A 26,264-nucleotide genomic window follows, 5' to 3' on the forward strand; every position below is an offset into this window, starting at 1 on the left:
ACGTCAGTCAGGAAGGATCAGACGGCGAACATCAGCAGAAGGGCGATCAGGAACGAGAAGATCCCGAGGGCTTCCGCGAAGGCGATGCCGACGAAGAGGTTGGCCATCTGGCCGGGGGCTGCCGACGGGTTGCGCAGGGCGCCCGACAGGAAGTTGCCGGCGATGTGGCCCACGCCGATGCCGGCGCCGCCCAGACCGATGGTTGCAAGGCCGGCACCGATGTATTTGCCGAGGAGCGCGAGTTCGCCTTCCATGATATTCTCCTTTGGAATGCTGGGGGTTGGTTGTCCGGACCTTAGTGGTGGGCGTCGCCGACGGCGTCGCGCAGGTACACGCAGGTCAGAATGGTGAAGACATAGGCCTGGACGGCCGCGACGAGGGTTTCCAGCCCGTAGACCGCGGTGATGGCGGCAATCGGGACGACCGAGGCGACGCCCATCGCGCCGGCAAAGCCCGCGAAGACCTTGATCACGGCATGGCCGGCCATCATGTTGCCGCCGAGACGGACGGAATGGCTGAGCGGGCGGACGAAGTAGGAGATCAGCTCGATCACCGCGAGGATCGGGCGCAGGATCAGCGGCGCCGAGGAGACCCAGAACATCGCCAGGAAGCCGATGCCCTTGCGGTAGAGGCCGACGAGGGTGACGGTCAGGAACACCAGAAGCGCGAGCACCGCGGTGACGGCGATGTGCGAGGTGGTGGTGAAGGACATCGGGATCAGGCCCAGCATGTTCGACAGGAAGACGAACATGAAGAGGGTCATGACATAGGGGAAGAACTTCAGGCCTTCATGGCCGGCGACGTCCTCCACCATCTTGTGGATGAAGCCGTAGAACATCTCGGCCACCGACTGCCCGCGCGAGGGGACGATGGCGCGGCGGCGGGTGGACAGGACAAGAAGCGCGACCATCGCGAGGATGGCGATGCCCATCCAGAGGGTGACGTTGGTGGGGGTGTACCATTCGATGGGGCCGTTGCCGAACAGCGGCTTGACCATGAACTGGTCCATCGGGTGGATCGCAAGCCCGCTGCCGTGTTCTTCGGTCGCCATCGTCAGTCCCCTTTCTTCCCGGCCTTTTCGGCCTTCCGTCCCAGTTCCTTCGCGGTGCCGAGCATCGTCTTGACGCCCGCCGCGAAGCCCAGAAGCGAGAAGATCACCAGGAAGACCGGGAGCGTGCCGAACAGCGCGTCGATCCCGTAACCGATGGCGGTTCCCAGCATGATGCCGGTCGCCAGCTCGATCACCATCCTCCAGGCCACCTCGCCCTGCGAGAAACCCTTGGCCGTTTCGGTCTGCTTCACCTCAGGCTTGCCCTTCGCCTGATCGAGCCGCGCTTCCAGCGCGCGGAGACGGTCGGGATCGGGCTCGGTCGCCATGAGGTTTGGCCCCTTGTCGGTCGTCGCGGTTCTACGGAGAGGGGGGGCAGGAGTCAAGCACGCAGAGAAAGGTACAAGCTTTTGAAATGGCTATGCTTTGCTTGCCGCGGGCAAGCTAGGTGGCCGCATCCGCGCGCCTTTCCATATTCAACCCCGCGGTTGACGATTGCCGGGTGCGCAGGGATAGTCGCCGGATGACCGACCCCTTGGATGCCGTCTTCGCCGCCCTGGCCGACCCGACCCGGCGGGCGATCTTGGCCATGCTGCTGGAGGACGACATGGCGGTGACGGATGTGGCCGAGCCCTTCGCCATGAGCCTTGCCGCCATTTCCAAGCACCTTGCCGTGCTGTCCGAGGCGGGGCTGATCAGCCGGGAGAAACGCGGCCGGGTGATCTGGTGCAAGCTGGAACCCGAGGCGATGCGCGGGGCGCTGGTCTGGATGCGGGCCTTCGGGCAGGTCGATCCGCTGGACCTCGACGCTTTCGAGCGGTTCCTGGAGCAGGAACTGTCCGAGGAAGACTAGCGGCGTCCCCCGCGCCAGCGCCGGAGCCAGCGCTGTGCCAGGCGGCGGCCCCGGATCACCAGTACCGAGACCGGACCGCGCAGAGTGGGCAGGTCGATGGCCAGCAGCAGAAGACCCGCGGGCAGCATCCACAGGCCCAGCACCGGCAGAAACCAGAAGAGCCCCCCGATCGTCAGCATCACCGCCAGCGGAAAGCGGATGGGAAACCAGCTGTCCCGGCGCAGATGCGACATCGGTCCGCGCAGCGGGGGGATCATGCGCTCCAGCGCCTGAAACTGGCGGTGAAACCTGCGCTCGTGGCGTGTCATGGCGACCCCGCTTTCCTGCCCCGGTATGCCGGGCCAGTGAAACAGGACCACGACAGGGAGACTTCCGAGGCTTCGCGCGTCTTATTGGCGCCGGGCCCGCCAGCGCCGCATCCAGCGCCGCCCGCCATGCCGCGCCCGGATGATGGCCGCCGAAATCGGGGCGCGCAGGATATGCAGGTCGACCGCGAGCAGCAGCAGACCAAGCGGCAGCATCCAGACGCCCAGCACGGGCAGGAAGGAAAACAGGCCGCCCAGAATCAGAAGAAGCGCGACAGGAAGGCGGACCGCAAACCAGCTGTCGCCGCGCAGCGTCGACATCGGTCCTTGCAGCACCGGAACCAGACGCCCGATGACGTCGAACTGCCGCTGGAATCTGCGCTCTCGGTCGCTCATCATCTCTCCATCCGATGTTCCTAGATGGCGGCGTCGGGGGCTTGCTTCAAGGCGGCGGGCGATGACCCGGCGGAAAGACGGCGCCTGCGCATTGCGCCAACAAGCGCGGCGGGCCTATCCTTTTCGGGGAAAGGGAGGATCAGGCGATGTTGAAGGGACGCAGCTGGGACGACTGGATCGCCGACTATGCCGAAAGCCACCGCAACCCCTGGAACCGGCTGACGCATACGGTCGGGATCCCGATGATCGTGGTGGCGATTGCGCTGGGGATGCTGGGTCTGGTCCTGCCTGGTCTCTGGTCCTGGGCTTTGGGGCTGTTCGTGGCGGGCTGGGTGTTGCAGTTCATCGGCCACGCCATCGAGGGCAAGCCGCCCGAGTTCTTCAAGGACTGGCGCTTCCTGCTGGTGGGCACGCGCTGGTGGTGGAAGAAGGTGACGGGGCGGGTCTAGGGTGCGTTGCGCCGTCCCCTGAGGGATATAGTCAAGCGCGCTCCAGACCGGCGGGCTGCGCGACCGCATCGTCCTTGTCAGTGCCGATCGGGGGCTGTCCCAGCGTGAGCCGCCGAACTCTTCGAAGATTTCGGACCGGAGCCTTTGAAGGCTCCGATACGATTTCTTCGAAGAAACCGGTCAGCCGTCTACGCGGATGCGGGCGTTCGTCGGGTCGAAGGGGCTGTCCTCGGTCACGACGGCATCCCATTCCTGAAGCAGCATCTTGACCTTCAGCTTCTGGCCGGGTTCCGCCAGGGCGGCGGGGACGTAGCCCATGCCGATCTGCTTGCCGAAGGCGACCGAGTAGCCGCCGGAGGTCAGGCGGCCGACCTTCACGCCGTCATGGATCAGCGCCTCCTTGCCCCAGGGATCGGTGTCCGCCGGGCCGTCGATCAGCAGGGTCACGCATTTCGACCGGATGCCGGTCTCCAGCATCTTCTCTTTGCCGCGGAAGTCCTTGGTCAGGTCGACGAAGCGGTCGAGCGCGGCTTCCAGCGGGGTTGCGTCGCGGCCCAGTTCGTTGCCGAAGGCGCGGTAGCTCTTCTCCTGCCGCAGCCAGTTCTGGGCGCGGGCGCCGACGCCTTTCAGGCCGTGCTTTTCACCGACCGACCAGATCAGGTCCCAGAGATAGCGGCCGAATTCGATGGGATAGTGCAGTTCCCAGCCAAGCTCGCCGGTATAGGCCACGCGGACGGCACGGACGGGGCACATGCCCAGTTCGATGTCGCGGTAGGACAGCCAGGGGAAGCGCTTGTTCGACAGAACGGTGTCGGGATCGGCGTCCTTGACGATGTCCTTCAGCAGCGCGCGGGCGTTGGGGCCGGCCAGCGCGTAGACGCCCCATTGGGTGGTGATGTCGTGGATGTCGATATGGCCGCCGCCTTGCGCCATCCAGTCGTCCGCCGCTTTCTGCAGGAAGTCGTAGTCATAGGCCGTCCAGGCCCCGGCGGAGATCAGGTAGTATTCGTCCTGCTTCAGGCGGACGATGGTGTATTCGGTCCGCGTGGTGCCGTGTTCTGTGAGGGCATAGGTCAGGTTGATCCGGCCCACGTTCGGCAGCTTGTTGCAGGTGAAATGGTCGAGGAAGGCGGTCGCGCCGGGCCCGCGCAGCAGATGCTTGGTGAAGGCCGAGGCGTCGATGATGCCGACGGTGTTGCGGACGGCCTCGGCCTCGGCCTTGGCATATTGCCACCAGGCGCCGCGCCGGAAGCTGCGCGAGTTGTGATCGAAATCGGCGGGGGCGTCTTTGGGCCCGTAGTAGTTCGGGCGTTCCCAGCCGTTCACCTGGCCGAACTGCGCGCCCATCTCTTTCTGCCGGTCATAGGCGGGGGCGGTGCGCAACGGGCGGCAAGTTTCGCGCTCTTCGTCGGGGTGGTGCAGGATGAAGACGTGGTCGTAGCACTCCTCGTTCTTGCGGGAGGCGTATTCGGTGGTCATCCAGCCGCCGAACCGCTTGGGGTCGAGCGAGGCCATGTCGATTTCGGCCTCGCCCTCGGTCATCAGCTGGGCGAGGTAATGGCCGGTGCCGCCTGCCGCCGTGATGCCGAAGGAGAAGCCTTCCGCCAGCCACATGTTGCGCAGGCCGGGCGCGGGGCCGACCAGCGGGTTGCCGTCGGGGGTATAGCAGATCGGGCCGTTGTAATCGTCCTTGAGGCCCACGGTTTCAGACGAGGGGATGCGGTGGATGAAGGACATGTATTCCTGCTCGATCCGCTCAAGATCCAGCGGGAAGAGGTCGGCGCGGAAGCTGTCGGGGACGCCATACTGGAAGCGGGCGGGGGCGCCCTTTTCGTAGGGGCCGAGGATCCAGCCGCCGCGTTCCTCACGCACATACCATTTGGCATCGGCATCGCGCAGGACCGGGTGCTGCGGGTTGGTCTTGCGCCATTCGACGAGGGCGGGGTCGGGCTCGGTCACGATATACTGGTGTTCGACCACGACGGCGGGGGTCTTGATGCCCAGAAGCTTCGCCGTGCGCTGGGCGTGGTTGCCGGTGGCGGTCACGACATGTTCGGCGGTGATGTCGAACTTGTCGTCGGTGGCGACCAGCATCCCGCCCTTTTCCTCCAGCCTTGTGCAGGAGACGATCCATTCGCTGCCGGTCCAGCGGTAGCCGTCGACCTGGACCTTGCGCTCGATGGTGGCGCCGTGCTGGCGGGCGCCCTTGGCCATGGCCTGGGTCACGTCGGCCGGGTTGATGTAGCCGTCCTGCGGGTGGTAGAGCGCGCCGATCAGGTCTTCGGTGCGGACCAGCGGCCAGCGGTCCTTGATTTCCTTGGGCGTCAGGAATTCGTGGTAGACCCCTGCGGTCTCGGCGACGGAGGAGTAGAGCATGTACTCGTCCATCCGCTGCTGATGTTGCGCCATCCGCAGGTTGCCGACGACATAGAAGCCCGCGTCGAGGCCGGTTTCGGCTTGCAGGCCCTTGTAGAAATCGACCGAATACTTGTGGATATGGGTGGTGGCGTAGCCCATGTTGAACAGCGGCAGCAGGCCCGCGGCGTGCCAGGTGGAGCCTGCGGTCAGCTCGTCGCGTTCGACCAGCATGGTGTCCCAGCCGGCCTTGGCGAGGTGATAGGCGATCCCGGTGCCGACCGCGCCGCCGCCGACGACAAGGGCTTTCACATGGGTCTTCATCTTGCGCGCCTCCGGGCAATGGTTTGCCCCTATCTGACAGAGGCGCGGGAAGGCGGGCAAGTCCACCCGACCTTTGGCGTCAGAAAACGACATTCGCGACATGCCGCCGCAGTCTTGCCGGGATTCTGCGGTTGAAGGGCGGAAAAGGGAATCGAGCATGGTTATGACGGACAGTCCCGCGCGTCTTTCTGCCCGGCCCGCGCTGGTGGCGCTGGGGGCGATCCTGGTCTTCTGGCTGGCCGAGATCGCAGCCCAGAGGGCCAGCTTCGGACCGGGGGGCGAGCTGTCGCTCTGGGGCGTGCAGACGGCGGTGGCGCAAAGCGCGATGGTGGTGGCGGGGCTGGTCGCGGGACTGGCGCTGGTCGGGCGGGTGGACCTGCTGGCCCGCGCCGTGACGCTGCTGTTCCTGCTGGGGGCGGTGCTGAACCTGGCGATCTGGACGCTGTATCGCGAGGCGCCCGGCCTGTTCGCGACCGAGGCGCGGGTTGCGGCGCTGCGGGGCCTGACGCATCTGATCGGGGTGGCGCTTCTGGTCTGGCTGTTGCGGGCGCCGGGACGGCGCTGGCTGCGGGCGGGGCTGGTGATGGCGGTGGTGTTCCTGGCGACGCAGGAGGTGGTGCTGCGCTGGTTCCCGGTGGATGCGCTGTATGTCTTTCCCGATGCCGGTTGGGACGAGGCCTATACCCCGGTCGATGTCGAGGCGCTGTATGCGGCGCAAGATCGGCTGATGGGGGAACAGGTCGGCGCGCTTGCGCCGCAGGTGCCGGGGGTGCCGGAGGTCTTTGCCCTGGCGCTGGGGGGCACGGCGGACCAGTCGGTGTTCCTGACCGAGGTGGAAAGCGTCTTTGCCATCCTTGATGCGCAATACGGCTCGGGCGGGCGGACGCTGCGGCTGGCGAACAGCCACGACCATCCGACGCGCTATCCGCTGGCGAACCGCGCCAACCTGGCCCGCGCGCTGGCCGAGATCGGGCGGCGGCAGGGGCCGGAGGACGTGGCCTTCCTGTTCCTTGCCTCGCATGGCGGCGAGGACGTCTTTTCGCTGAGCTTCCCCGAAGCCGGGACCACCAACCTGACCGCGGAAGAGTTTCGCAGGATGCTGGAGGACAGCGGGATCGGCCCGGCGGTCATCGTCGTCTCGGCCTGCCATTCGGGCTCGTTCATCGACGACATTGCCGCTCCGGACCGGCTGATCATCACGGCGGCGCGGGGGGACCGGACCTCGTTCGGCTGCCGCGACGGGGCGGAGTGGACCGAGTTCGGCCAGTCGTTCTTCGACCTTGGGCTGCGGGCCGAGCGGGACCCGCGCAGGGCGTTTCCGCTGGCGGCGGAGGATGTGGCGCGGAAGGAAGCCGCCGACGGGCTGACGCAGAGCCTGCCGCAGATCAGCGAGGGCACCGAGGTGGGCGCGGTGCTGGACCGGCTGCTGGCCGCGCGCTGACGGGGCCGCTCGTCGAGGCTTTTGGCACTCCTCGCCTTGGTTGCGCCCTGCCGACTAAAAGACGTCGCGCGAGGAGGCGCCGCGGCTTGCCGCCGCTTGAAATCTGGGCAAGCTTGGCGCGGACCAGCACGGGAAGGCGGATGAAATGAGCGGCTTCAACCAACCCCTCGGCGGCAACGACATGCCGCGCTTCGGCGGACCGGCGACGATGATGCGGCTGCCTGCGGCGACCTCTGCCAAGGGGCTGGATGCGGCCTTCATCGGCATCCCGATGGACCATGGCACCTCGAACCGCCCCGGCACGCGGCTTGGCCCCCGGCAGATCCGGGATGAGTCCCGGATGATCCGGCCCTACAACATGGCCACCGGGGCCGCGCCCTTCGATCATCTGCAGGTGGCCGACCTGGGCGATGTGCCGATCAACACCTTCGACCTGAAGAAGACGGTCGACATCATCACCGCGCATTACCGCGAGGTGCTGTCGCATGGGGTGATCCCGCTGACCCTCGGCGGCGACCATACCCTGACCTGGCCGATCCTGCGGGCGATCAAGGAGCGTCATGGGCCGGTCGCGCTGATCCACATCGACGCCCATGCCGACATCAACGACACGATGTTCGGCGAGACGGTGGCGCATGGCTGCCCCTTCCGCCGGGCGTGGGAGGATGGCTGCCTGCTGAACGACAAGGTGTTCCAGATCGGGCTGCGCGCCACCGGCTATGCGGCGGATGATTTCGACTGGGGCCGCAGGCAGGGCTGGACGGTGGTGCAGGCCGAGGAATGCTGGCACAAGTCGCTGACCCCGCTGATGCGGATTGTCCGCGAGAAGATCGGTGATGCGCCGGTTTACCTCAGCTATGACATCGACAGTCTGGATTCAGCCTTTGCCCCCGGCACCGGGACGGTGGAGCCGGGCGGGCTGACCACCTGGCAGGGGCTGGAGATCATCCGGGGCTGTGCGGGACTGAACCTCGTCGGCTGCGATCTGGTTGAGGTCTCGCCACCCTATGACCCGACGGGGAACACCGCGCTGATCGGGGCGAATTTCCTGTATGAGATGCTCTGCGTCCTGCCGGGCGTGCCGCAGAACCCGTCGCGGTTTTCGGGATTGAGCTTCTAGGAGGCTGTGTTCCTGCCTTAAGCCCATGAATTTTCAAAAGAATTCCTGGACTTGGTGTGCAGGTCCCGATTTCGGGTCAGCCGCCTGGGGCCGCGGTCGCGACGGTGCAACGCTTGACGCCATCCTTGCCGGTGGTGCAGCCGACCTTGCCGGATTTCGCCGGTGCCGCGGCCTCGGCCTCCGGCGCAGGGTCCTCACCGCCGCCGAAAAGCGTGCTCAGGAACCCGCCACCCGCGCTGTCCTCGACCGGGGTTTCGGTCGTCTGCGCCGCTGCGGCCTCGGCGCTTTCGGCGTCCACGTGCGCCGCCTTTGCTGCCCCACGCGCGGCGACGTCGGCCAGGTAGGCATCCCGCTCGGCCCCCTCCAGCGCCGAGGCGAGGACGATCACCGGAACCTCGCCCAGCCCCTCGACCTTGTCGACCACATCCGCGTTCATCGCCTTGACATGCAGGGTTTGCAGGAAGGGCACCAGTTCCTCATCCTTCATCCGTTTCGGCGCAAGCACCCGCAGGTGGATCTGCCCGCCGACATCGGCAAGGAACATCCGGCCCCGGAAGCCGTCGGGCAGAAGGTCTTCGGTCACGTCGAGACCGCGGACGGTGGCGAATTCGGTGCCGCGGAATTCGGCGGTCTGCATCTGCAGTTCCAGCCGCTGGGGCATCGCCGCCATGCTGGTGAAGATCAGGTTCGGGTAGCGCACCGCCTTGACGATCAGCTTGCGGTCGCCCTTTTCATAGGTCAGCGCGGCCACCTCGACGCCCGATCCGGCCTCGCCCCCGGCCATCGCGGTAACGGCGGCGATGCCCTTCTTGTCGGCCTTCTTGTCGCTCTTTGGCAGGAACCCCTCGGTGTCCCCCGCTTCGACCGGGCGGGCCTTCCAGCCTTCGGGAGGTTTCGGCAGCATGTCGGCCAGCTTTGTCGGCATCCCCTGTGCGCCGCCCCCGCCGAGGCCCGAGATACGCCCGGAGAGCCCGCCGAGATATTCGCGGAAGGTCAGTCCGCCGGCATCCTCGCGCCCGGCCCAGCGGGCGGACATCTTGTAGTCGACGAAGACGAAGCCCCCGGCGGTGAGGGCGAAGATCACGAGAAAACCGATCAAGCGGAACACGGGTCAGTCCTTGGTAACTTTGGCCTTGGCATCTTTGGCCCTGGCTGGTCTGGGGCCGGTGATAGCGGTGAATTTGGGCAAGCTTCGGGCAAGATACGGGTTTCTGCTCAACTTTGTCGCCGGAAAGAGGCCAGCGCGAAGAGCGCGGCGGCGGTTACGATGATCGAGGGTCCGGTCGGCGTGTCCTGCCAGAGCGAGAGGCCGAGGCCGCCGAGTCCCGAACCCGCGCCGAGGAGGATGGCGAGCGCGGCCATCGTCTCGGGGGTGCGGGCGAAGCTGCGGGCGGTGGCGGCGGGGATGATCAGCATGGCGGCGATGAGAAGCGCGCCGACGATCTTCAGCGCCACGGCGACGACGAGAGCGAGGGCGATGACCAGGACAAGGCGTTCGCGGTCGGGGCGGATGCCGGCGGCATGGGCGAGGTCTTCGCTGACGGTCGCAGTCAGGAGCCGCTGCCAGCGCCAGGCGAGGAGGGCCAGGACGGCCAGCGCGCCGAGCCAGACCAGCGCCAGCTCGCCCCGGCTGACGGCAAGGATGTCGCCGAAGAGATAGCTCGACAGGTCGGTGCGGACGGCGGGAAAGAAGCTGACGGCGACAAGGCCGAAGGCGAGGGCGGAATGGGCAAGGACGCCGAGCGTGGTGTCCATCGCCCAGCCCCGTGCGGACAGGCCCGCGACGGTGACGGCCATGGCCAGCGCGACGGCCAGGGTGCCGAGGCCGATGGGCAGGTCGGTGGCCAGCGCCAGCGCCACACCCAGCACGGCGGCATGGGCGGTGGCATCGCCGAAATAGGCCATCCGCCGCCAGACGACGAAGGCGCCGAGCGGGCCGGTGGCGAGAGAGAGGCCGACGGCGGCAAGGGCTGCGCGGACCAGGAAATCGTCAAGCATGGGAATGGTCGTGGTCGTGATCGTGGCCATGGTCGTGGTGATGGTGGTGCGGGCCGTCCTCATGCGCGTGGTCGTGTTCGTGGCGGTAAAGCGCCAGCGCGCCCTGGGTGCCAAGGCCGAAGAGCGCGCGGTATTCCGGCGCGGTCGACACCACGCGGGGGGTGCCTTCGCAGCAGATATGGCCGTTGAGGCAGATCACCCGGTCGCTGGCGGCCATCACCACGTGCAGATCGTGGCTGATCATCAGCACCGCCGCGCCGGTTTCGGCCCTCACCTCCTCGATCAGCCGGTAGAAGGCGGCCTCGCCGGGCTGGTCGAGGCCAGAGGTCGGCTCGTCCAGCATCAGAAGCTGCGGCTGCCCGAGAAGCGCGCGGGCCAAGAGCACCCGCTGCAACTGGCCGCCCGAGAGCGTGGTCATCTGCTCGGTCCCCTGGCCCGCCATGCCGGTGCGGGCCAGCGCCTCTTCGGCCTGGGCATCGCTGACGCGGGTCGGCAGCGACAGGAAGCGGCGCACGGTGATCGGCATGGTCCGGTCGATGGTGAGCTTCTGCGGCACATAGCCGATGCGCAGGCCGGGCTGTCGGGTGATCCGCCCCTCGGCCGTCGGGATGATGCCCAGAAGCGCGCGCAGCAGGGTGGACTTGCCCGAACCGTTGGGACCCAGGATGGTGACGATCTCGCCCGGCTGGACGGTCAGGCTGATGTCGTGCAGCACTTCCTCGGCGCCGAAGCGGACGCAGATGTGGTCGGCGGCGATCAGGCTCATGCCGCCCCCCGGCAGTTCGGGCAGAGACCGAGCGCCTCGATGGTCGAGCGTTCGACCTGGAACCCGGCGCGGGCGGCCTCGGCGTCGAGCGCGGTGCGGGCGGCACTGGCTTCGGCCTCGGCGACCATGTGGCAGAGGCGGCAGATCAGGAAGGCGGGGGCGTGATCCTGGCCGGGATGGACGCAGGCGGTAAAGGCGTTCAGGCGCTGGATGCGGTGGGCAAGGCCTTGCTCCACCAGGAATTCCAGCGCGCGATAGGCGACGGGGGGCTGGTTGCCGAACCCCTCGGTCGCCAGCCGGGCCAGCACGTCATAGGCCCCGAGCGCCTTGTGTTCCTCGAGCAGGATTTCCAGCACCCGGCGGCGCACCGGCGTCATGCGCGCGCCGCTGGCCTTCGTCAGCGCCTCGGCCCGCTCCAGCGCGTCGTGGGCGCAATGGGCATGGTCATGGGCGGCGAAGGCCAGATCGGGGGCAGCGGGGCTGAGGTCGGGCATGGGCGCTATCACGGGGGTTGACGTGTTATGATATTACATACATAGATCGGCCTACAACGGAAAGGCCTAGCTGATGCGTTATATCATTACTCTCCTCATGACCGCCACCCCCGCCCTTGCCGAGGTGCCTGCGGTCGTGACCGACATCCCCCCGGTGCAGGCGCTGGTCGCGCAGGTGATGGGCGATCTGGGGCAGCCGCAGCAGCTGCTGGCCAAGGGGGCGGATGAGCATGACTTCCAGCTGCGCCCCAGTCAGGCCGGGGCGGTGGCCAAGGCCGGGCTGGTGGTCTGGATCGGGCCGGAGCTGACCCCCTGGCTGGAAAGCGCAATGGGAACCCGGCCCGAGGGGGCGGCCTCGCTGGCGCTGCTGGATGCCAAGGGCACGAAGCTGCGCAGCTATGCCGAGGGGGAGGGGGGCCAGGATCATGAGGAAGCGGACCACGACCACGAGGAAGCGGGTCACGACCATGGTTCCGAAGACCCCCACGCCTGGCTCGACCCCGGCAATGCGCAAGCCTGGCTGGGCCTGATCGCGGCGGAACTGTCGCGGCTGGACTCGGAGAATGCGGGTACCTACCAGGCGAATGCGGCCGCGGCGGCGGAAGGGATCGCCGCGCTGGACGTGGAGCTGGAGGCGCTCCTCGCCCCTGCGAAGGGCAAGCCGCTCGTCACCTTCCACGACGCCTACGGCTATTTCGGCGCGCATTTCGGGCTGGATTTCGCGGGCAGCGTCTCGCTGGGGGATGCCTCCACACCGGGCGCTGCGCGGCTGGCCAAGCTGCGCGCCGAGATCGTCGCGGGGCATGTGGTCTGCCTCTTCCCCGAGATCCAGCATGATCCGGCCCTTGTCGAGCAGCTGGTCGAGGGGACGGGGGCGAAGATCGGCGGCGCGCTGGATCCGGTGGGATCCTCGCTAGAGCCGGGGCCGGGGGCCTATGCGGCGCTGCTGACCGGGCTGGCGCAGACGATTGCGGATTGTGCGGGCGGGTGATGCCCACCGGGGGCGTTTGCCGAGCGCCGGGCGCAGGCCCCCCAACCCCGGCTCCTCTCCACGGAGGGGGAGGGGAGGCGCTTGGCACTGACGGCGCGCGGAAGGGAGCGGTTGTGCCGGGATTTAGCCTGGCTGCCTCCGGCGGGGATATTTGCGCCAGTATGAAAGGCCGGGTTGAGTGTGCGGTGACTGGGCTGCCTCCGGCGGGGATATTTGGGCAAAGATGAAAGGCCGGGCGCCCGTCGAGGAGCGCTGAGCTTGGCGCGTCGAGCCTCTGACGGCAGGGTCTGGAGGAAGCGGGAAAGGAGAGCGGGGCGGGTCTGGACCTATGCCAGCTTCAACAACGCCTCGCAGTCGACATAAGTGGCGAGATGGTCGGCGAGGGCGTCGAGGGTTTCCTCGACCGTCTGGTCATAGCTGATCTGGCCGGGGGTGGCGCCGAGGCTGGCGAGGAAGGCGCGGCGGAAGAGGTCTTCGCCGAACATGCCGTGCAGGTAGCTGCCCATCACCCGGCAATCGGCGCGGATGGCGCCTTCGGGCTGGCCGCTCACGGTGAACATCGGGCGGGTGCGGTCGGGGCCTTCCGTGCGGCCGAGGTGGATTTCATAGCCCCTGACGCGAGTGTTCGAGGCGGGATGGACCCCTTCGGTTTCCGTCACGCGCTTGTCGGGGGTCATCGTGGTGGTGAGGTCGAGGAGGCCGAGGCCGGGGACAGAGCCGGGCCTGCCTTCGATGCCCTCGGGGTCGGCGATCTCGCGGCCCAGCATCTGGTAGCCGCCGCAGAGGCCGAGGACTTTCGCGCCCCGGCGCAGGGCGGCGGCGAGGTCGATGTCCCAGCCCTGGGCGCGGAAATCGGCGAGGTCGGCGATGGTGGCCTTGCTTCCCGGCAGGATGATCAGGTCCGCCTCGACCGGCAGGGGCTGGCCGGGCTTGACGATCTTCAGCGTGACGCCCGGTTCCTGCGCCAGCGGGTCGAGGTCGTCGAAATTGGCGATGCGGCTCAGGTGGGGGACGGCGATGAGGAAGCTGCCGCTGCCCCTCGTGCCCCCGAGGTCGGCGGCGTCTTCGGCAGGAAGGCGGTGGGCCTGGGGGAACCAGGGGATCACGCCGAGGCCCTGCCAGCCGGTGCGGTCCTGGATCAGGCGATAGCCCTCGTCGAAGAGCCGGGCGTCGCCGCGGAACTTGTTGATCAGGAAGCCCCTGATCATCGCGGCATCCTCGGGGTCGAGCACCGCTTGCGTGCCGACGAGCTGGGCGATGACGCCGCCGCGGTCGATGTCTCCGGTCAGGATCACCGGCACGCGGGCCTCGCGGGCGAAGCCCATGTTGGCGATGTCGCCCGCGCGCAGGTTGACCTCGGCCGGGCTGCCCGCGCCCTCGACGATGACGAGGTCGGCTTGTGACTGGAGGCGGCGGAAGCTGTCGAGGACCGGGGCCATCAGTTGCGGCTTCAGCGCGGCATAGTCGCGGGCCTTCACCGTGGTCAGCCGCTGGCCCTGCACGATGACCTGCGCGCCGGTCTCGGATTCCGGTTTCAGGAGGACGGGGTTCATGTCGACATGCGGGGCAACCCCGCAGGCGCGGGCCTGAAGGGCCTGGGCGCGGCCGATCTCGCCCCCCTCGGCCACGGCGGCGTTGTTCGACATGTTCTGCGGCTTGAAGGGGCGGACGGTCAGGCCCGTTCTGGTGAAATGGCGGCAGAGGCCCGCGACCAGCAGCGACTTGCCGACATTGGACCCGGCGCCCTGGATCATGATGCGTTTCATATCCTGCCTGCCATCTGCCCGGGGCAGAGCAGGCCGCCGCCGGGGTTGGGGGCGACCCGGACGCGGCGGCTGTCGCCACCGGGGGTGAAGTGGACAAGATCGGGCATCATCCGCCCGACAAAGCCGATGAGGCGGGAAAAGGCAACCAGTCGGCGGCGCCTGCGGCGTCGCGAGGCGCGGCCATTCAGGGCGCTGGCGACGATGCGGGCGGGACCGCGGGCTTTGGGCTTGACCGCGCGGGACGCGAGGCGTCTGTTTGCGCAAACACCGCCATCCGGCGGGCAATTGGGGGAATCGCGATGCAGAAACCGGGTATCGGGCTGATCGGCCTTGGCACCATGGGCGCGGCGCTGGCGCTGAACATCGCCGAGAAGGGCTTTCCGATCGCGGTCTGGAACCGGACGGGATCGGTGACGGAGGCCTTCGTCGCCGGGGCGGGCGACCTGGCCGGGCGGATCGTGCCGGCGCAGACGCTGGAAGGGCTGGTGGCGGCAATGGCCAGCCCCCGGTCGATCATCCTGATGGTCCCGGCGGGCAAGCCGGTGGACGACATGCTGGCGGCGCTGTCCCCGTTCCTTCAGCCGGAGGATCTGGTGATCGACGCGGGCAATGCGAATTTCCACGACACCAACCGGCGCGCGGCGGTGGGCCTGCCGTTCCACTTCATGGGGATCGGGGTCTCGGGCGGTGAGGAAGGCGCGCGGCATGGGCCGGCAATCATGGCCGGGGGCACGGCGGAGGATTGGGAACGGGTTGCCCCCGTGCTGACGGCGATCGCGGCGCAGGCCGAGGACGGCACCCCTTGCGCCGACCACATGGGCGAGGCGGGGGCGGGGCATTTTGTCAAGGCGGTGCACAACGGCATCGAATATGCCGACATGCAGATGATCGCCGAGGTCTACGGCGTGATGCGCGACGGGCTGGGGATGTCGGCGGCAGAGATCGCCCCGGTCTTCGCCCGCTGGAACGAGGGGGCGCTGCGGTCCTACCTGATCGAGATTTCGGCGGCGGTGGCCGCGGCGGCGGACCCGGTCGCGGGCGGTCCGCTGCTGGACATGATCGTCGATGCGGCGGGGCAGAAGGGCACCGGGCGCTGGACGGCGATCGAGGCGCAGAATCTCGGCACGCCGATCCCGGTGATCGAGGCGGCGGTGATGGCGCGGAACGTCTCGTCCCGGCGTGGCGAGCGGGCGGCAGGCGAGGCTTTGTATGGCCCGGGGCCGGAGCGGGTTCAGGTCGCGCTGGACGATCTGGAGCAGGCGCTGATCGCGGGCAAGATCCTGTGCTATGCGCAGGGCTTCGCGATGATGACGGCGGCGGCGGGCGAGTTCGGCTGGGCGCTGGACATGCCGCGGGTGGCGCGGGTCTGGCGGGCGGGCTGCATCATCCGCTCGGCGATGCTGAACGACATGGCCGAGGCGCTGGCGGAAGACCCCGGTCGCAACCTGATGCTGGCGCCCTTCTTCGTCGACCATCTGCGCCGCTCGCTTCCGGCGCTGCGCCGGGTGGTGGCGGCAGGGGCGCTGCACGGGCTGGGGCTGCCTGCGCTGTCGGCGGGTCTGGCCTGGTTCGACCTGATGCGCACGGGCCGCGGGACGGCGAACATGATCCAGGGCCAGCGCGATTTCTTCGGGCTGCACGGGTTCCAGCGGCTCGACGGTATCGACCAGCCGCACGGGCCCTGGGCGAGGGGCTGACGCCTCAGGACGCGGCGGCCAGGCGGACGGTCCAGACAAGGCCGCGGCCTGTCTCGCCCCGGTCGAGCGCGATTTCGGCCTGCAGGGCGTGGGCGATCTCGGCCACGATGTGAAGGCCCAGGCCGCGGGTCCGGGTGCGGACCTCGCCCCGGGTCCTGTCCGGGGCGATGCGGTCGCGGAGTTGGCCGAAGGCGGGATCGGGCAGGCGCGGGCCGGTGTCGGTGACGGTCAGCCACACTTCGCCGGGGGCAAGCGAGACCTGCACGGTAACCATGGTATCGGCGGGACAGTGGGTGATCGCATTGTCGACGAGGTTGCGCAGAAGCTCGCCCAGAAGGACCTCTTCCGACAGGGCGACCGCGCGGTCCGGGCCATCGTAGCCAAGGTCGCGGCGCAGGCTGACGGCCTTGGGCAGAAGGTCGGCGGTGACGCTGCGGGCAAGGGCGGCGACATCGACCGGACGCAGGACGGGCGCGGCGCCGGTCGCCTCGATCCGCGCGAGGATGAGGATCTGCTCCAGCACGCGCTCGATCCGGACCAGCGCCTGATCGGCCTTGTCGAGCGGGCCGGTCGGGCCCGTGGGCTTTCCGGCCATGGCGACCTGGGTACGGGCCACGGTGAGCGGCGTGCGGATCTGGTGGTTGGCGTTGCTGGCGAAGTTCTGCAGGGCGGCCATGGCTTGCGACAGGCGGGCAAGGAAGCCGTTCAGGGCATCGAGGACGGGGCGCAACTCGGCGGGGGCGGGGGTCTCGATGGGCGTCAGGTCATGCGCGCTGCGGCCGACCAGGCTGCGCGACAGGCGGTCGAGGGGACGCAGGGCATAGGTCGCGGCGGTCCAGGCGACGATGGCCGCGCCGAGGATCAGCCCGGCGATCCGCAGGGCCGAGCGGGTGAGGATCGACCGGGCGAGCGCGTCGCGGGCGCGGGTGGTTTCGGCGACGGTGACGGTGAAGGGAAGCGTGCCCTCGCCGGTGGTCAGTTCGCGAAGGATGGTCGCGATGCGCACGGGCCTGTCGCGGTAGCTGCCGTCGGCGAGGGCGATCTCGCCGGTGTTCCCGGCTTGGGGCAGATCATCGTAACCGGTCAGCAGGCCCTGTGGCCCGTCCACGCGGTAGAAGACCTGGTCCTGCGCGGTGGAGGACAGCATGTCGAGCGAGGAATAGGGGATGGTGACGGCCAGGCTGCCGGTCGCATCGACGCTGACCGCCTCGGCGATGGCCATGGCCGACCCGGTAAGAACACGGTCTGAGACCTCGCGCGCGGTGCGGAGCGCCTCGATCCGGGTATCGACCAGCGCGAGCACGCCGATGGCGGCGGTGGCCAGAAGGAGCCAGACCAGAATGGAGCGGCGAAGCGAGGCGGGACGTTCCACCGCTCAGGGCCTTTCCAGAAGGTAGCCGAGCCCGCGCGCGGTGCGCAGCACCAGCCCGTGTGGGTGCAGGCGGCGGCGCAGGCGGCTGACATATTGCTCGATGGCATTGTCCGAGAGGCTGTCGTCCAGCGAGGTGAGCGACTGGACGATGGCCTCTTTCCCCACCACGCGGCCCGCGCGCAGGAAGAACAGCTCCAGGAGCGCCAGCTCGCGGGCGGGCAGGTCGAGCGGGTCGTCGCCGACCAGAAAGCGCCGCGCGGCCATGTCGAAGCGGACCGGACCGATCTGCACGTCCGAGGCATGGAGGCCCGCCTGGCGGCGCAGAATCGAGCGGACGCGGGCTTCGAATTCGCCCACATCGAAAGGCTTGACCATGTAGTCATCCGCGCCGAGGTCGAGGCCCGTCACCCTTTCGACGGGTTCGCCCCTTGCGGTCAGGATCAGGATCGGCACCAGATTCTTCCGCGCGCGAAGCGAGCGCAACACGGCAAGCCCGTCCTTGTCCGGCAGGTTGAGGTCGAGGATGACGAGGTCGAACTGCTCGGCCCCGACAAGGGCTTCGGCCGAAAGACCGTCATGGGTGACATCCAGCGCATAGCCCGCGCCAAGGAGGAGCGTGGTCAGCGCTTCGGCCAGAGGCAGGTCGTCCTCGACAAGCAGGATTCGCATGGGGCAAGCCTAGGGCAGGTGAGGTTTCTTCGTCGATGACTTCGTCATGCCCTGCCTTGCGCTTGTGGCGACGGACGGATGCCTCCGGCGGGGATATTTGGGCAAAGAGGAAAGGCGGGTCGGGGTGCCGTTCGAGAGGGAGCGATTGTCGGGCGGGCAGCGGTCGGGCTAGGCTTTGCCGATGTGGTTTTTCCGCGCCCTGCTTCTGTGCCTTGCCCTGCCTGTCCGGGCGGATGTGGTGGTCTTCCCTGCGCCCAGCGCGAAAGAGCAAGAACTGATCATCTATTCCTCGCTCGATTCCCCGCTGGCCCGGCCATTGGTCGAGGCATTCCAGGCTGACCATCCCGAGGTCGCCGTGCGCTACGAGGACCTGCTGACCGGCGAGATCGCCGCGCGGGTGATGCAGGAGACCGATGCGGGCAAGCCGACGGCGGACCTGGTGTTTTCCTCGGCGATGGATGTGACGGTGAAGCTGGCCAATGACGGCTATGCAAGCGAGGCCGGGGTGGCGGGGGTGCTGGACTGGCCAGAGTGGGCGGTCTGGCGCGACATGGTCTTCGCGCTGACCTTCGAGCCTGCGGTGATCGTCTACCACAAGCCCTCGTTTCCCGATGGTCCGCCGGACACGAGGGCGGCGCTGATCCAGTGGCTGGAGACGGCGCCGAAAGGGTCGATCGGCACCTATGACATCGCCCGCTCGGCGGTGGGATACCTGTTCCTGATGCGGGACGAGGAGCATTTCGCCGATATCTGGACGCTGGTGCGGGCGATGGGGCGGGCCGGGGTGCAGGTCTTCCCGACCTCGCAGGACGTGATCGACCGGGTGAACGCGGGGACCTTGAAGCTGGGCTACAACGTGCTGGGATCTTACGCGGCGGATCAGGCGTCGCGGTTGCCGGATCTGGGGCTGGTGCTGCCGCGCGATTATGTGGTGGTGGTCAGCCGGGTGGCGCTGGTCCCGAAAGCGGCGCGCTCGCCCGACCTGGGCGAGGCGTTCCTGGATTTCCTCTTGTCGCGCGAGGGGCAGACCGTGCTGGCCGAGCGGCTGCGCCTGCCCGCGATCAGCCTGGAGGTGGCGGGCAAGGACAGCGCGGCGGCGATGCAGGAGGCGCTGGGGGCGAAGCTGCGCCCGGTGCCGGTGTCGCCGGGACTGCTCGCCTATCTGGACGCGGCCAGCCGGGCGCGGGTCCTGGCCCAATGGAATGCCGCGCTGGAGGGTGGCGAGTAGGGGCGCTGCCCATGTCAGGTTGATGACAGGTTGGCGTGTTCTGCTGGATCCGTTCCGGGGAGAGGAGCCCCGGCGGATTCGGCGACCCCGGTTGCCCCATGGGAGGAAAACAGATGAAACACGCAATGCTTGGCGTGGCCTTCGCGGCTGCGCTGGCGATCCCCGCTTTCGCGCAGGATTACACGATCATGGCCCCGGCCAACCCCGGCGGCGGCTGGGACGGCACGGCGCGGGCGATGCAGGAAGTCCTGCAGGCCGAAGGCATCGCCCCTTCGGTCGAGGTGATCAACGTCCCCGGCGCGGGCGGCACCGTCGGCCTGGCGCAATTCGTGGCCGGCAGCGCGGGCGATCCCTCGAAGCTGATCGTCGGCGGTTATGTGATGGTCGGGGCGATCCTGACCAATGCCTCGCCCGTGACGCTGAAGGACGTGACCCCCATCGCGCGGCTGACGGGCGATACCGAGGCCATCGTGGTGCCGGCGGCGTCGGACATCCAGACGCTGGGCGATCTGGTCGAGAAGCTGAAGGCCGATCCCGGTTCGGTCAGCTGGGCAGGCGGCTCGGCGGGTGGGACGGACCATATCCTCGTGGGCCTGCTGGCCAAGGCGGCAGGGGTCGACCCGACGAAGATCAACTACATCGCCTTCTCGGGCGGTGGCGAGGCGATGGCGGCGATCCTGGGCAACCAGGTGACGGCGGGGGTCTCCTCGGTCGGCGAATTTCAGGAACAGGTGAAGGCGGGGACGATGCGGCTTCTGGCGGTGTCCTCGGCAGAGCGGCTGCCCGGACTCGATGCGCCGACCATCAAGGAGGCGGGCTTCGACGTGGTGGTCGAGAACTGGCGCATGGTCGCGGCGGCGCCGGGCCTCAGCGACGAGCAGAAGGCCAAGATCAGCGCCGATATCGAGAAGCTGAACGCAAGCGCGGGCTGGGCCAAGATGCTCGAGGCGAAGGGCTGGACCAACACCTATCTGGCCGGTGATGCCTTCGCCGCGCAGCTGGACGCCGACATCGCGGCGACCGAAGGCGTGCTGCGCGACATCGGTCTGGTGAAGTGAGCGAGGGGTTTCCCCCGGAACGCCGCCCCCGCTGGGCGGCGTTCGTCATCGCGGCGGGCCTGGCCGGGCTTGCCGCGATGATCCTGGTCGATGCGGCGGGGCTGAAGCAGGATGGCGGCTATGCGGGCGTGGGCCCGGCGGACGTGCCCCGGCTGATCGCCTATGGTCTGCTGCTGCTGGCGGTGATGACGGTGGTTGCGGGGCTGAAGGGCGACCTGCCGCGCCCGCCGCGCCAGGCCCCGGCTCCGGTGCTGTGGATCATGGGCGGCCTGATCGGCCAGCTGGCGCTTCTGCATGTGGCGGGCTTTGTGATCTCGGGCGCGCTCTTGTTCGGCATGACCGCGCGGGGCTTCGGGCAGCGGCCCTTGTGGAAGGCGGTGGCGGTGGGCTTCGTGCTGGCGCTGGTGATCTACGGGGTCTTCGACCGGCTCTTGCGGCTGAACCTGCCGGGCGGGCCGCTGGAACTGCTGATCTTCCGGGGGTAGGGCGATGGAAAGCTTTTCGCTGCTGATGCAGGGCGTCTCGACGGCGCTGGACCCGATGATCATGCTCTACGCCCTCATCGGGGTGACCTTGGGCACTGCCGTGGGGGTGCTTCCGGGGATCGGGCCGGCCTTGACCGTGGCGCTTCTCCTGCCCGTGACCTATGGCCTCGACCCTGCCGGGTCGCTGATCATGTTCGCGGGGATCTATTATGGCGGGATGTATGGCGGGTCGACGACCTCGATCCTGCTGAACACCCCCGGCGAAAGCGCGTCGATCGTCACCGCGATCGAGGGCAACCAGATGGCCCGCAAGGGGCGTGGCGGGCCGGCGCTGGCGACGGCGGCAATCGGGAGTTTCGTGGCCGGGCTGATCGCGACCCTTCTGCTGGCCTTCCTGGCGCCGCAGGTGGTGAAGCTGGCGCTGACCCTTGGCCCGCGGGAATATTTCGCGCTGATGGTGCTGGCCTTCGTCACGGTCTCAGCGACCTTCGGGGACAGCGCGCTGCGGGGGCTGACCTCGCTGTTCATCGGGCTGGCGCTGGCCTGCGTCGGCATCGACGGGCTGACCGGCGCGGCGCGGCTGACCTATGGCGTGCCGCAGCTGATGGACGGGATCGAGACGACGACGCTGGCCGTCGCCCTTTTCGCCATCGGCGAGGCGCTGGCGGTGGCGGCGCTGATGGACCCGCCGGACGGGATGCACCGGGTGAAGGGCAGCGTGCGGATGACGCGGGAGGACTGGCGGCGGTCGTGGAAAGCCTGGCTGCGCGGAACCTTCATCGGCTTTCCCATCGGCTCGATGCCCGCAGGCGGCGCGGATGTGGCCTCCTTCCTGTCCTATGCGGCGGAGCGGAAGCTGGCGAAACACCCCGAGGAATTCGGCCATGGGGCCATCGAGGGTGTCGCGGGGCCCGAGGCCGCGAACAACGCGGCGGCGGCGGGGACGCTGGTGCCGCTTCTGACCCTCGGCCTGCCGACGACGGCCACGGCGGCGATCATGCTGGCGGGGTTCCAGCAGTTCGGCCTGCAGCCGGGGCCGCTGCTGTTCGTGATGAACGCCGAGCTGGTCTGGGGGCTGATCGCCTCGCTCCTGATCGCCAACGTCATGCTGGTGGTCCTGAACCTGCCGCTGATCGGGCTCTGGATCAGACTGCTGTCTATCCCCCGGCCCTGGCTTTACGGCGGTATCCTTCTCTTCGCCACGCTCGGGACCATCGGGGTGAACCCTTCGCCGGTCGAGCTGGGGATGCTGATCCTGTTCGGGGTGATGGGCTACGGGATGCGGCTTTACGGCTATCCGGTCGCGCCGGTGGTGGTGGGGCTGATCCTTGGCCCGATGGCCGAACAGCAGCTGCGCCGGGCACTGGCGATTGCGCAGGGCGACTGGTGGACGCTGGCCTCCACCCCGGTCTCGGCGGTGCTTCTGGGGGTGTCGGCAGTGTTCCTTGTGGTGCCGATGCTGATGCGCCTGCGCGGGCGCGGGGCTGTGCTGAGCCAGGTCGCGGGCGACGCGGACTGAGCCGCCTGACTGTCGGGGCGGGCGGTGCCAAAGGCCTGCCCCGGCGGCTGCCGTCGACGGATCGTCTGAGCCGCGGACCGGGTTCGCAACCTCCTTGCCACGCAGGGTGTTCGCGGATGCTGTCCGGAAGAGGAGGTGGTGGCGAGGGAGGGACTCGAACCCTCGACCTTGCGATTATGAGTCGCACGCTCTAACCAGCTGAGCTACCTAGCCACTGGCGGGCGGATTAAGGGCGCGGCGGGGAGAGGTCAAGGGTGAATCGGCGGCGGCGGGCCGGTCCTCCTCGTGCGACTGCGTCTTCTCGTCGGGTGCGTGGTGAGCGAGGAGTATCCGTTCCGGCCTCCAGGGAAAGACGGCGGCTGGTCCTGCTCCTCGACGGTTCCGAAACGACCCAGTGAAGATGGACCCAGCCGCCGCCACGGCCCGCCAGAGCGCACCGGCGGGCTGCGGCTCAGAAACTACCTCAGATGCCCACAATCAGCATAAGACAAGCGACGAAGGAGACGACGAGCGGATTTCCTAACGCGCCACCCTTGGCCTGCCCGAGGCGGTCGCCGTCACCCGCGCCTCGATGAACATCGTCCGGCCCTCGATCTCGACCTCCTTCACCTCGCGGTCCACGGTGACGCGCAGGTCCACGGCCCCGGCCTCCCGCGCGCGCGCGGAGGCGTCGGCCACCAGCGCGGCTTCCAGCGCGGCAAGCGCGGCCTCGGGGGTGGAGAAGCTCTGCAACCCGTCCGCCAAATGCGCGACATAGCGGCCCTCGGCGGGCGATGACACGGTGCCCGTCGAGCGCTGGCTGACCTGCCCCGCCACCGCGCCGATGGCGTTCGCCACCCCGGCGTGTTCCGGCAGGATCGTCCGGCAATGCAGCCGCTCCCCCACCGCGCCATAGTAGGAGGGGGCCGAGGCGCCGAGGCCGATCACCGGGACGCCCAGCTTCACATCGACCTCCAGCACGCCCCTGTGCCGGGCAAGCCCCGCCTTGGTCAGCGCGTGGCGGGCGAGGGGTTCCGGCGCCTCGCCTGCGAAGCCCGCATCCTCGCCGAAGGCGGCTTCCAGAAGGCAGTCCACCGTCTGCTGCGTCAGCTGGTCCACCACGGCCTGCGCCAGGATCTCCGGGCCTGTGGCGAACCGCTCGCCCGCCCCGGTGCGGCGCTTGGCGATCAGCCGCAGCGCCTTTTCCGCCGCCGCGCCATCCCAGCTGTCCAGCCGCCCCAGCACATGCGCCGCATCCGAGGGCGTCACGCCCGAGATCATCACCAGCCCGCGCGCGACCAGCCGTTCCAGCGCCGCGACCTCCAGCCGCGACGTCAGCGCAGCGGCCATGGTCATCGGCTGGGTGATCCGGTCCAGCACCGCCAGTTCGCGCGCGTTAAGCCCGCCGCGCTGGCCGGACATCGGCACGACGAACCGGCCGTCCATCTCGCCCACCGCCTCGCTGGAGAGCCAGCGGTCCAGGGCCGCATGGACCATCCCGGCATGCTCGACCGCCAGAAGCGAGACCGGCATCAGCCGCCGGGGGCCAAGCCGCAGGCCGCCCTTCAGGCCTTCCGTCACCAGATGCACTTCGCTGTCGCCGCCAAGGCCGGTGGTGCGCATCGCCACCGCTTCCACCATCGTGCGGAAGCCGCCCACCCGCGCGCCCTGCGGGTCGATCTCGGGCAGCCCGTCGCGAAGCAGCGCCACGTCGGTCGTCGTCCCGCCGATGTCGCTGACCAGCGCGTCCGAGGCGCCGGTCAGCCAGCGCGCGCCCACGATGCTGGCGGCGGGGCCGGAGAGGATGGTCTCGATCGGCCGTTCCCGCACCATGGCGGCGGAAATCAGCGCCCCGTCGCCGCGCACCACCATCAAGGGCGCGTCGATGCCGATCTGCACCAGATGCCGCTCGCAGGCCGCGACCAGCCGGTCGATCATCCCGATCAGCCGGGCGTTCAGCACGGCGGTCAGCGCGCGCTTCGGGCCGTTCAGGTTGGCCGACAGTTCATGCGAGCAGGTCACGGGCCGCCCCGTCACCCGGCGGATCAGGTCGCGCACGGCGATCTCGTGCGCGGGATTGCGGGTGGCGAATTGCGCGGCGACGGCGAAGCCCGAGACCTCGTCGCCCAGTTCGCGCACCATCAGCTCCAGCAGGCCGAGGTCCAGCGCCGTGACCTCGGTCCCGGCATGGGTATGGCCGCCGGGCAGCTTCACGACGGGGTCGCCCTTTAAGGCCTCGGTCAGGCCGCTGCGGCCAAGGTCGGCGTCGTCGAAGCCGATGAAGACCAGCGCCACCCGGGCGCCCTGGCCCTCGACCAGTGCATTCGTCGCCAAAGTGGTCGACAGCGACACCAGCGCCACCTCCGCCGCCCTGACCCCTGCCGCCGCGATGGCCGCATCGACCGCCTCGCCGATCCCCACCGCCAGATCGTGCCGCGAGGTCAGCGCCTTGGCCTTGCCGAGCACGGTATTCGCCGCCTCGTCCAGGATCACCGCATCGGTATAGGTGCCCCCGGTATCGACACCCAGAAAGATCGCCATATTCGCCCCTGACCCGCTCCGCTTCCTGCCAGCTAGTGCAGCTTCACGCCGCTGTCAGCCCCGGAAGCGACATCAGTGCCGCCGCCTGCGCCGATGGGCCGGGGGCAGGTTCAGCATCGTGCGGTATTTCGCGACAGTGCGCCGGGCGATGGGCGCGCCGCCCTCGGCCAGAGCCGTGGCAAGGGCATCGTCCGAGAGGGGGTGATCCGGGTCCTCCTCGGCCACCAGCTTCGCCAGCCGGTCGCGCAGCGCGCCTGCCGCCGGCCCCCCTTCGCGCGCGGCCTGGGTGAACAGAGCCCGCAGCCACCATGTGCCGCGCGGCGTGTCGACCGCCGTGCCTGCGACCACCCGGCTGATCGTGCCCTCATGCAGGCCAAGCGCCTCGGCCACTTCGGCCATCGTCATCGGCACCAGCGCCCCAAGACCGTGTTCCAGCGCGGCGGTCTGCCGGGTCAGGATGTCCTGCCCCACCGACAGAAGCGTGGCGTTCCGCCCCTCGATCATCCGGATCAGCGCCCGCGCCTCGGCCCGGCCCTTGCCGCGACCCTCGGCGACCGAGACCGAGGGCAGGGCCGAGCGGTTCAGCGACACGATCCACCCCGCCGTGCCCTTCTCGGCGATCAGGTCGGGCTCGCGGACCGGGGCGGTATTGACCTCGAACCCCGCGCCCGGCTTCGGGTCATAGCTGCGCAGCCGCGCGAAGGCCTGGCGCAGGTCCGCCAGTTCCAGCCCTGCCTCGCGGGCGATGCGCTCGATCTCGCCCTTGGCCAGCAGGTCCAGCCGGGACAGGAGCGCCGCCATGGGCGCGTCGAGTTCCCCCGCCTCCTCGGCCTGCAGCCGCAGGCATTCGGCCAGGTTGCGGGCGAAAAGCCCGGTCGGCTCGGCCCGCTCCTGCAAGCGGCGCAGCACGCTTTCCACCGCAGGCACGGCCACGCCCAGCTGCCCGGCAATCGCCGGAAGCGTCTGGCCGATCCAGCCGGCGGGCTCCAGCGCCTCGGCCAGCGCCATCGCGATCCGGGCCTCTGCGGGGTCGAGCCGCAGCGCCTCGATCATGCCCAGGACATGGCTGACGAGGCTTGGCCCCGCCGCTTCCTGCTCGGGCCGCTCGGCATCGGACCCGAAGGCCGATTTCCAGCGCGGCAGCCATTCCTGCACCTGCGGACGGGTCAGGATGATCTGCGGATTCTCCGCCGCCTGTTCTTCCAGATAGCGGCTCAAGCCAGCCGCATCGGCACGCAGGATGCGGATCGAGGTCGCAAGCCCGGTGGTCAGCGCCATGCGCTGGGTCTGGTGCACCGAGATGCGGGTTCTGGATTTCATGTCCGAATGGTTTCCACGGACCGCGCCTTGCCGCAAGGGCCGGGGTGTCGGACCGATGGCTGCCGCAGCGCCGCAGATGACAAGTGCGTG

The 26,264-nt window shown here is 68.8% G+C and carries 25 protein-coding genes and 1 tRNA gene; 10 read left to right on the forward strand and 16 right to left on the reverse strand.

All coding sequences use genetic code 11. The features are described 5' to 3' along the window. Positions 1 to 17: 17 nt before the first annotated feature. From V7Q39_RS01760 to V7Q39_RS01770, 3 genes are read right to left on the reverse strand one after another with little or no spacing between them, the layout of a single operon-like run. Entirely contained in the window at positions 18 to 254 is a 237-nt protein-coding gene (locus V7Q39_RS01760; protein ID WP_294974368.1) for a F0F1 ATP synthase subunit C, read from the reverse strand. 41 nt (positions 255 to 295) lie between these two features. Beyond that, positions 296 to 1,051, reverse strand: a complete 756-nt coding sequence (locus tag V7Q39_RS01765; protein WP_333814533.1) for a F0F1 ATP synthase subunit A — start codon at positions 1,049 to 1,051, stop codon at positions 296 to 298. Positions 1,052 to 1,053: 2 nt separating this feature from the next. Continuing rightward, positions 1,054 to 1,377 (reverse strand): AtpZ/AtpI family protein, encoded by a 324-nt coding sequence (locus tag V7Q39_RS01770; protein WP_333814536.1) that lies wholly within the window; start codon positions 1,375 to 1,377, stop codon positions 1,054 to 1,056. A gap of 194 nt (positions 1,378 to 1,571) precedes the next feature. On the opposite strand from V7Q39_RS01770, the gene V7Q39_RS01775 reads away from it, so the two are divergent. After that, positions 1,572 to 1,901, forward strand: coding sequence for an ArsR/SmtB family transcription factor (locus V7Q39_RS01775; protein WP_333814537.1), 330 nt, complete (start codon positions 1,572 to 1,574; stop codon positions 1,899 to 1,901). Here the strand turns inward: V7Q39_RS01775 and V7Q39_RS01780 are convergent. Further along, positions 1,898 to 2,209 (reverse strand): hypothetical protein, encoded by a 312-nt coding sequence (locus V7Q39_RS01780; RefSeq protein ID WP_333814538.1) that lies wholly within the window; start codon positions 2,207 to 2,209, stop codon positions 1,898 to 1,900. The two genes, V7Q39_RS01775 and V7Q39_RS01780, sit on opposite strands and share 4 nt — an antisense overlap. Positions 2,210 to 2,290: 81 nt before the next feature. Further along, the gene (locus V7Q39_RS01785; RefSeq protein ID WP_333814540.1) at positions 2,291 to 2,602 is read right to left on the reverse strand and encodes a hypothetical protein; all 312 of its coding nucleotides are present in this window, start codon (positions 2,600 to 2,602) and stop codon (positions 2,291 to 2,293) included. A 146-nt stretch (positions 2,603 to 2,748) separates the two neighbouring features. Here V7Q39_RS01785 and V7Q39_RS01790 point away from each other — a divergent pair, with 146 nt between their 5' ends. Beyond that, positions 2,749 to 3,051 carry a DUF962 domain-containing protein gene (locus tag V7Q39_RS01790; RefSeq protein ID WP_333814541.1) on the forward strand — a complete coding sequence of 101 codons (303 nt, stop codon included), beginning with the start codon at positions 2,749 to 2,751 and terminating at the stop codon, positions 3,049 to 3,051. A gap of 180 nt (positions 3,052 to 3,231) precedes the next feature. Here V7Q39_RS01790 and V7Q39_RS01795 read toward each other — a convergent pair whose 3' ends face one another. Then, a complete protein-coding gene (locus V7Q39_RS01795; protein ID WP_333814543.1) occupies positions 3,232 to 5,730 on the reverse strand; it encodes a GcvT family protein in 2,499 nt (832 codons plus the stop codon). Between the two features lie 157 nt (positions 5,731 to 5,887). Between V7Q39_RS01795 and V7Q39_RS01800 the strand changes: the two genes are divergently transcribed. Next, on the forward strand, positions 5,888 to 7,171 hold the full coding sequence (locus V7Q39_RS01800; protein ID WP_333814545.1) for a C13 family peptidase: 1,284 nt from the start codon (positions 5,888 to 5,890) through the stop codon (positions 7,169 to 7,171). 145 nt (positions 7,172 to 7,316) lie between these two features. Further along, positions 7,317 to 8,291, forward strand: a complete 975-nt coding sequence (gene speB, locus V7Q39_RS01805; RefSeq protein ID WP_333814547.1) for an agmatinase — start codon at positions 7,317 to 7,319, stop codon at positions 8,289 to 8,291. Between the two features lie 76 nt (positions 8,292 to 8,367). On the opposite strand, the gene V7Q39_RS01810 is transcribed toward speB, so the two are convergent. The 4 genes from V7Q39_RS01810 to V7Q39_RS01825 all read right to left on the reverse strand — a co-directional run bounded on the left by V7Q39_RS01810 (position 8,368) and on the right by V7Q39_RS01825 (position 11,549). After that, on the reverse strand, positions 8,368 to 9,399 hold the full coding sequence (locus tag V7Q39_RS01810) for a hypothetical protein (protein ID WP_333814548.1): 1,032 nt from the start codon (positions 9,397 to 9,399) through the stop codon (positions 8,368 to 8,370). Between the two features lie 107 nt (positions 9,400 to 9,506). Beyond that, positions 9,507 to 10,289, reverse strand: a complete 783-nt coding sequence (locus tag V7Q39_RS01815; RefSeq protein WP_333814599.1) for a metal ABC transporter permease — start codon at positions 10,287 to 10,289, stop codon at positions 9,507 to 9,509. After that, the gene (locus tag V7Q39_RS01820) at positions 10,282 to 11,055 is read right to left on the reverse strand and encodes a metal ABC transporter ATP-binding protein (RefSeq protein ID WP_333814549.1); all 774 of its coding nucleotides are present in this window, start codon (positions 11,053 to 11,055) and stop codon (positions 10,282 to 10,284) included. Before V7Q39_RS01820 ends, V7Q39_RS01815 begins: the two co-directional genes overlap by 8 nt. Then, complete coding sequence (locus tag V7Q39_RS01825; RefSeq protein WP_333814551.1) at positions 11,052 to 11,549, reverse strand: Fur family transcriptional regulator; 498 nt, start codon at positions 11,547 to 11,549, stop codon at positions 11,052 to 11,054. The genes V7Q39_RS01820 and V7Q39_RS01825 overlap by 4 nt, the downstream gene beginning before the upstream one ends. Before the next feature lie 73 nt (positions 11,550 to 11,622). On the opposite strand from V7Q39_RS01825, the gene V7Q39_RS01830 reads away from it, so the two are divergent. Then, a complete protein-coding gene (locus tag V7Q39_RS01830) occupies positions 11,623 to 12,540 on the forward strand; it encodes a zinc ABC transporter substrate-binding protein (RefSeq protein ID WP_333814552.1) in 918 nt (305 codons plus the stop codon). Positions 12,541 to 12,866: 326 nt separating this feature from the next. Here the strand turns inward: V7Q39_RS01830 and V7Q39_RS01835 are convergent, their stop codons facing one another. After that, the gene (locus V7Q39_RS01835; RefSeq protein ID WP_333814553.1) at positions 12,867 to 14,306 is read right to left on the reverse strand and encodes a cobyric acid synthase; all 1,440 of its coding nucleotides are present in this window, start codon (positions 14,304 to 14,306) and stop codon (positions 12,867 to 12,869) included. 299 nt (positions 14,307 to 14,605) lie between these two features. On the opposite strand from V7Q39_RS01835, the gene gndA reads away from it, so the two are divergent. Further along, positions 14,606 to 16,003: an NADP-dependent phosphogluconate dehydrogenase gene (gene gndA / locus V7Q39_RS01840; RefSeq protein WP_333814555.1), complete on the forward strand. Its 1,398-nt coding sequence runs from the start codon at positions 14,606 to 14,608 to the stop codon at positions 16,001 to 16,003. A 4-nt stretch (positions 16,004 to 16,007) separates the two neighbouring features. Here the strand turns inward: gndA and V7Q39_RS01845 are convergent, their stop codons facing one another. Both V7Q39_RS01845 and V7Q39_RS01850 read right to left on the reverse strand, forming a co-directional pair. Continuing rightward, positions 16,008 to 17,375, reverse strand: coding sequence for a sensor histidine kinase (locus V7Q39_RS01845; protein ID WP_333814556.1), 1,368 nt, complete (start codon positions 17,373 to 17,375; stop codon positions 16,008 to 16,010). A 3-nt stretch (positions 17,376 to 17,378) separates the two neighbouring features. Further along, on the reverse strand, positions 17,379 to 18,044 hold the full coding sequence (locus tag V7Q39_RS01850) for a response regulator transcription factor (protein WP_333814557.1): 666 nt from the start codon (positions 18,042 to 18,044) through the stop codon (positions 17,379 to 17,381). A 181-nt stretch (positions 18,045 to 18,225) separates the two neighbouring features. Here V7Q39_RS01850 and V7Q39_RS01855 point away from each other — a divergent pair, with 181 nt between their 5' ends. The 4 genes from V7Q39_RS01855 to V7Q39_RS01870 all read left to right on the forward strand — a co-directional run bounded on the left by V7Q39_RS01855 (position 18,226) and on the right by V7Q39_RS01870 (position 22,334). After that, complete coding sequence (locus V7Q39_RS01855; protein WP_333814558.1) at positions 18,226 to 19,272, forward strand: ABC transporter substrate-binding protein; 1,047 nt, start codon at positions 18,226 to 18,228, stop codon at positions 19,270 to 19,272. A 113-nt stretch (positions 19,273 to 19,385) separates the two neighbouring features. After that, complete coding sequence (locus tag V7Q39_RS01860) at positions 19,386 to 20,330, forward strand: tripartite tricarboxylate transporter substrate binding protein (RefSeq protein ID WP_333814559.1); 945 nt, start codon at positions 19,386 to 19,388, stop codon at positions 20,328 to 20,330. Beyond that, positions 20,327 to 20,815, forward strand: coding sequence for a tripartite tricarboxylate transporter TctB family protein (locus V7Q39_RS01865; RefSeq protein WP_333814560.1), 489 nt, complete (start codon positions 20,327 to 20,329; stop codon positions 20,813 to 20,815). Before V7Q39_RS01860 ends, V7Q39_RS01865 begins: the two co-directional genes overlap by 4 nt. Before the next feature lie 4 nt (positions 20,816 to 20,819). Beyond that, positions 20,820 to 22,334 carry a tripartite tricarboxylate transporter permease gene (locus V7Q39_RS01870; protein WP_333814561.1) on the forward strand — a complete coding sequence of 505 codons (1,515 nt, stop codon included), beginning with the start codon at positions 20,820 to 20,822 and terminating at the stop codon, positions 22,332 to 22,334. 136 nt (positions 22,335 to 22,470) lie between these two features. Here V7Q39_RS01870 and V7Q39_RS01875 read toward each other — a convergent pair. The 3 genes from V7Q39_RS01875 to rpoN all read right to left on the reverse strand — a co-directional run bounded on the left by V7Q39_RS01875 (position 22,471) and on the right by rpoN (position 26,174). Next, positions 22,471 to 22,547: transfer RNA gene (locus V7Q39_RS01875), tRNA-Met, on the reverse strand. 306 nt (positions 22,548 to 22,853) lie between these two features. Further along, positions 22,854 to 24,854 carry a hydantoinase/oxoprolinase family protein gene (locus tag V7Q39_RS01880; protein WP_333814562.1) on the reverse strand — a complete coding sequence of 667 codons (2,001 nt, stop codon included), beginning with the start codon at positions 24,852 to 24,854 and terminating at the stop codon, positions 22,854 to 22,856. A 72-nt stretch (positions 24,855 to 24,926) separates the two neighbouring features. Then, positions 24,927 to 26,174 (reverse strand): RNA polymerase factor sigma-54, encoded by a 1,248-nt coding sequence (gene rpoN / locus V7Q39_RS01885; protein WP_333814563.1) that lies wholly within the window; start codon positions 26,172 to 26,174, stop codon positions 24,927 to 24,929. Positions 26,175 to 26,264: the final 90 nt, after the last annotated feature.

The sequence above is a fragment of the Tabrizicola sp. genome, from assembly GCF_036781545.1.
In the GTDB taxonomy this organism is placed as follows: domain Bacteria; phylum Pseudomonadota; class Alphaproteobacteria; order Rhodobacterales; family Rhodobacteraceae; genus Tabrizicola.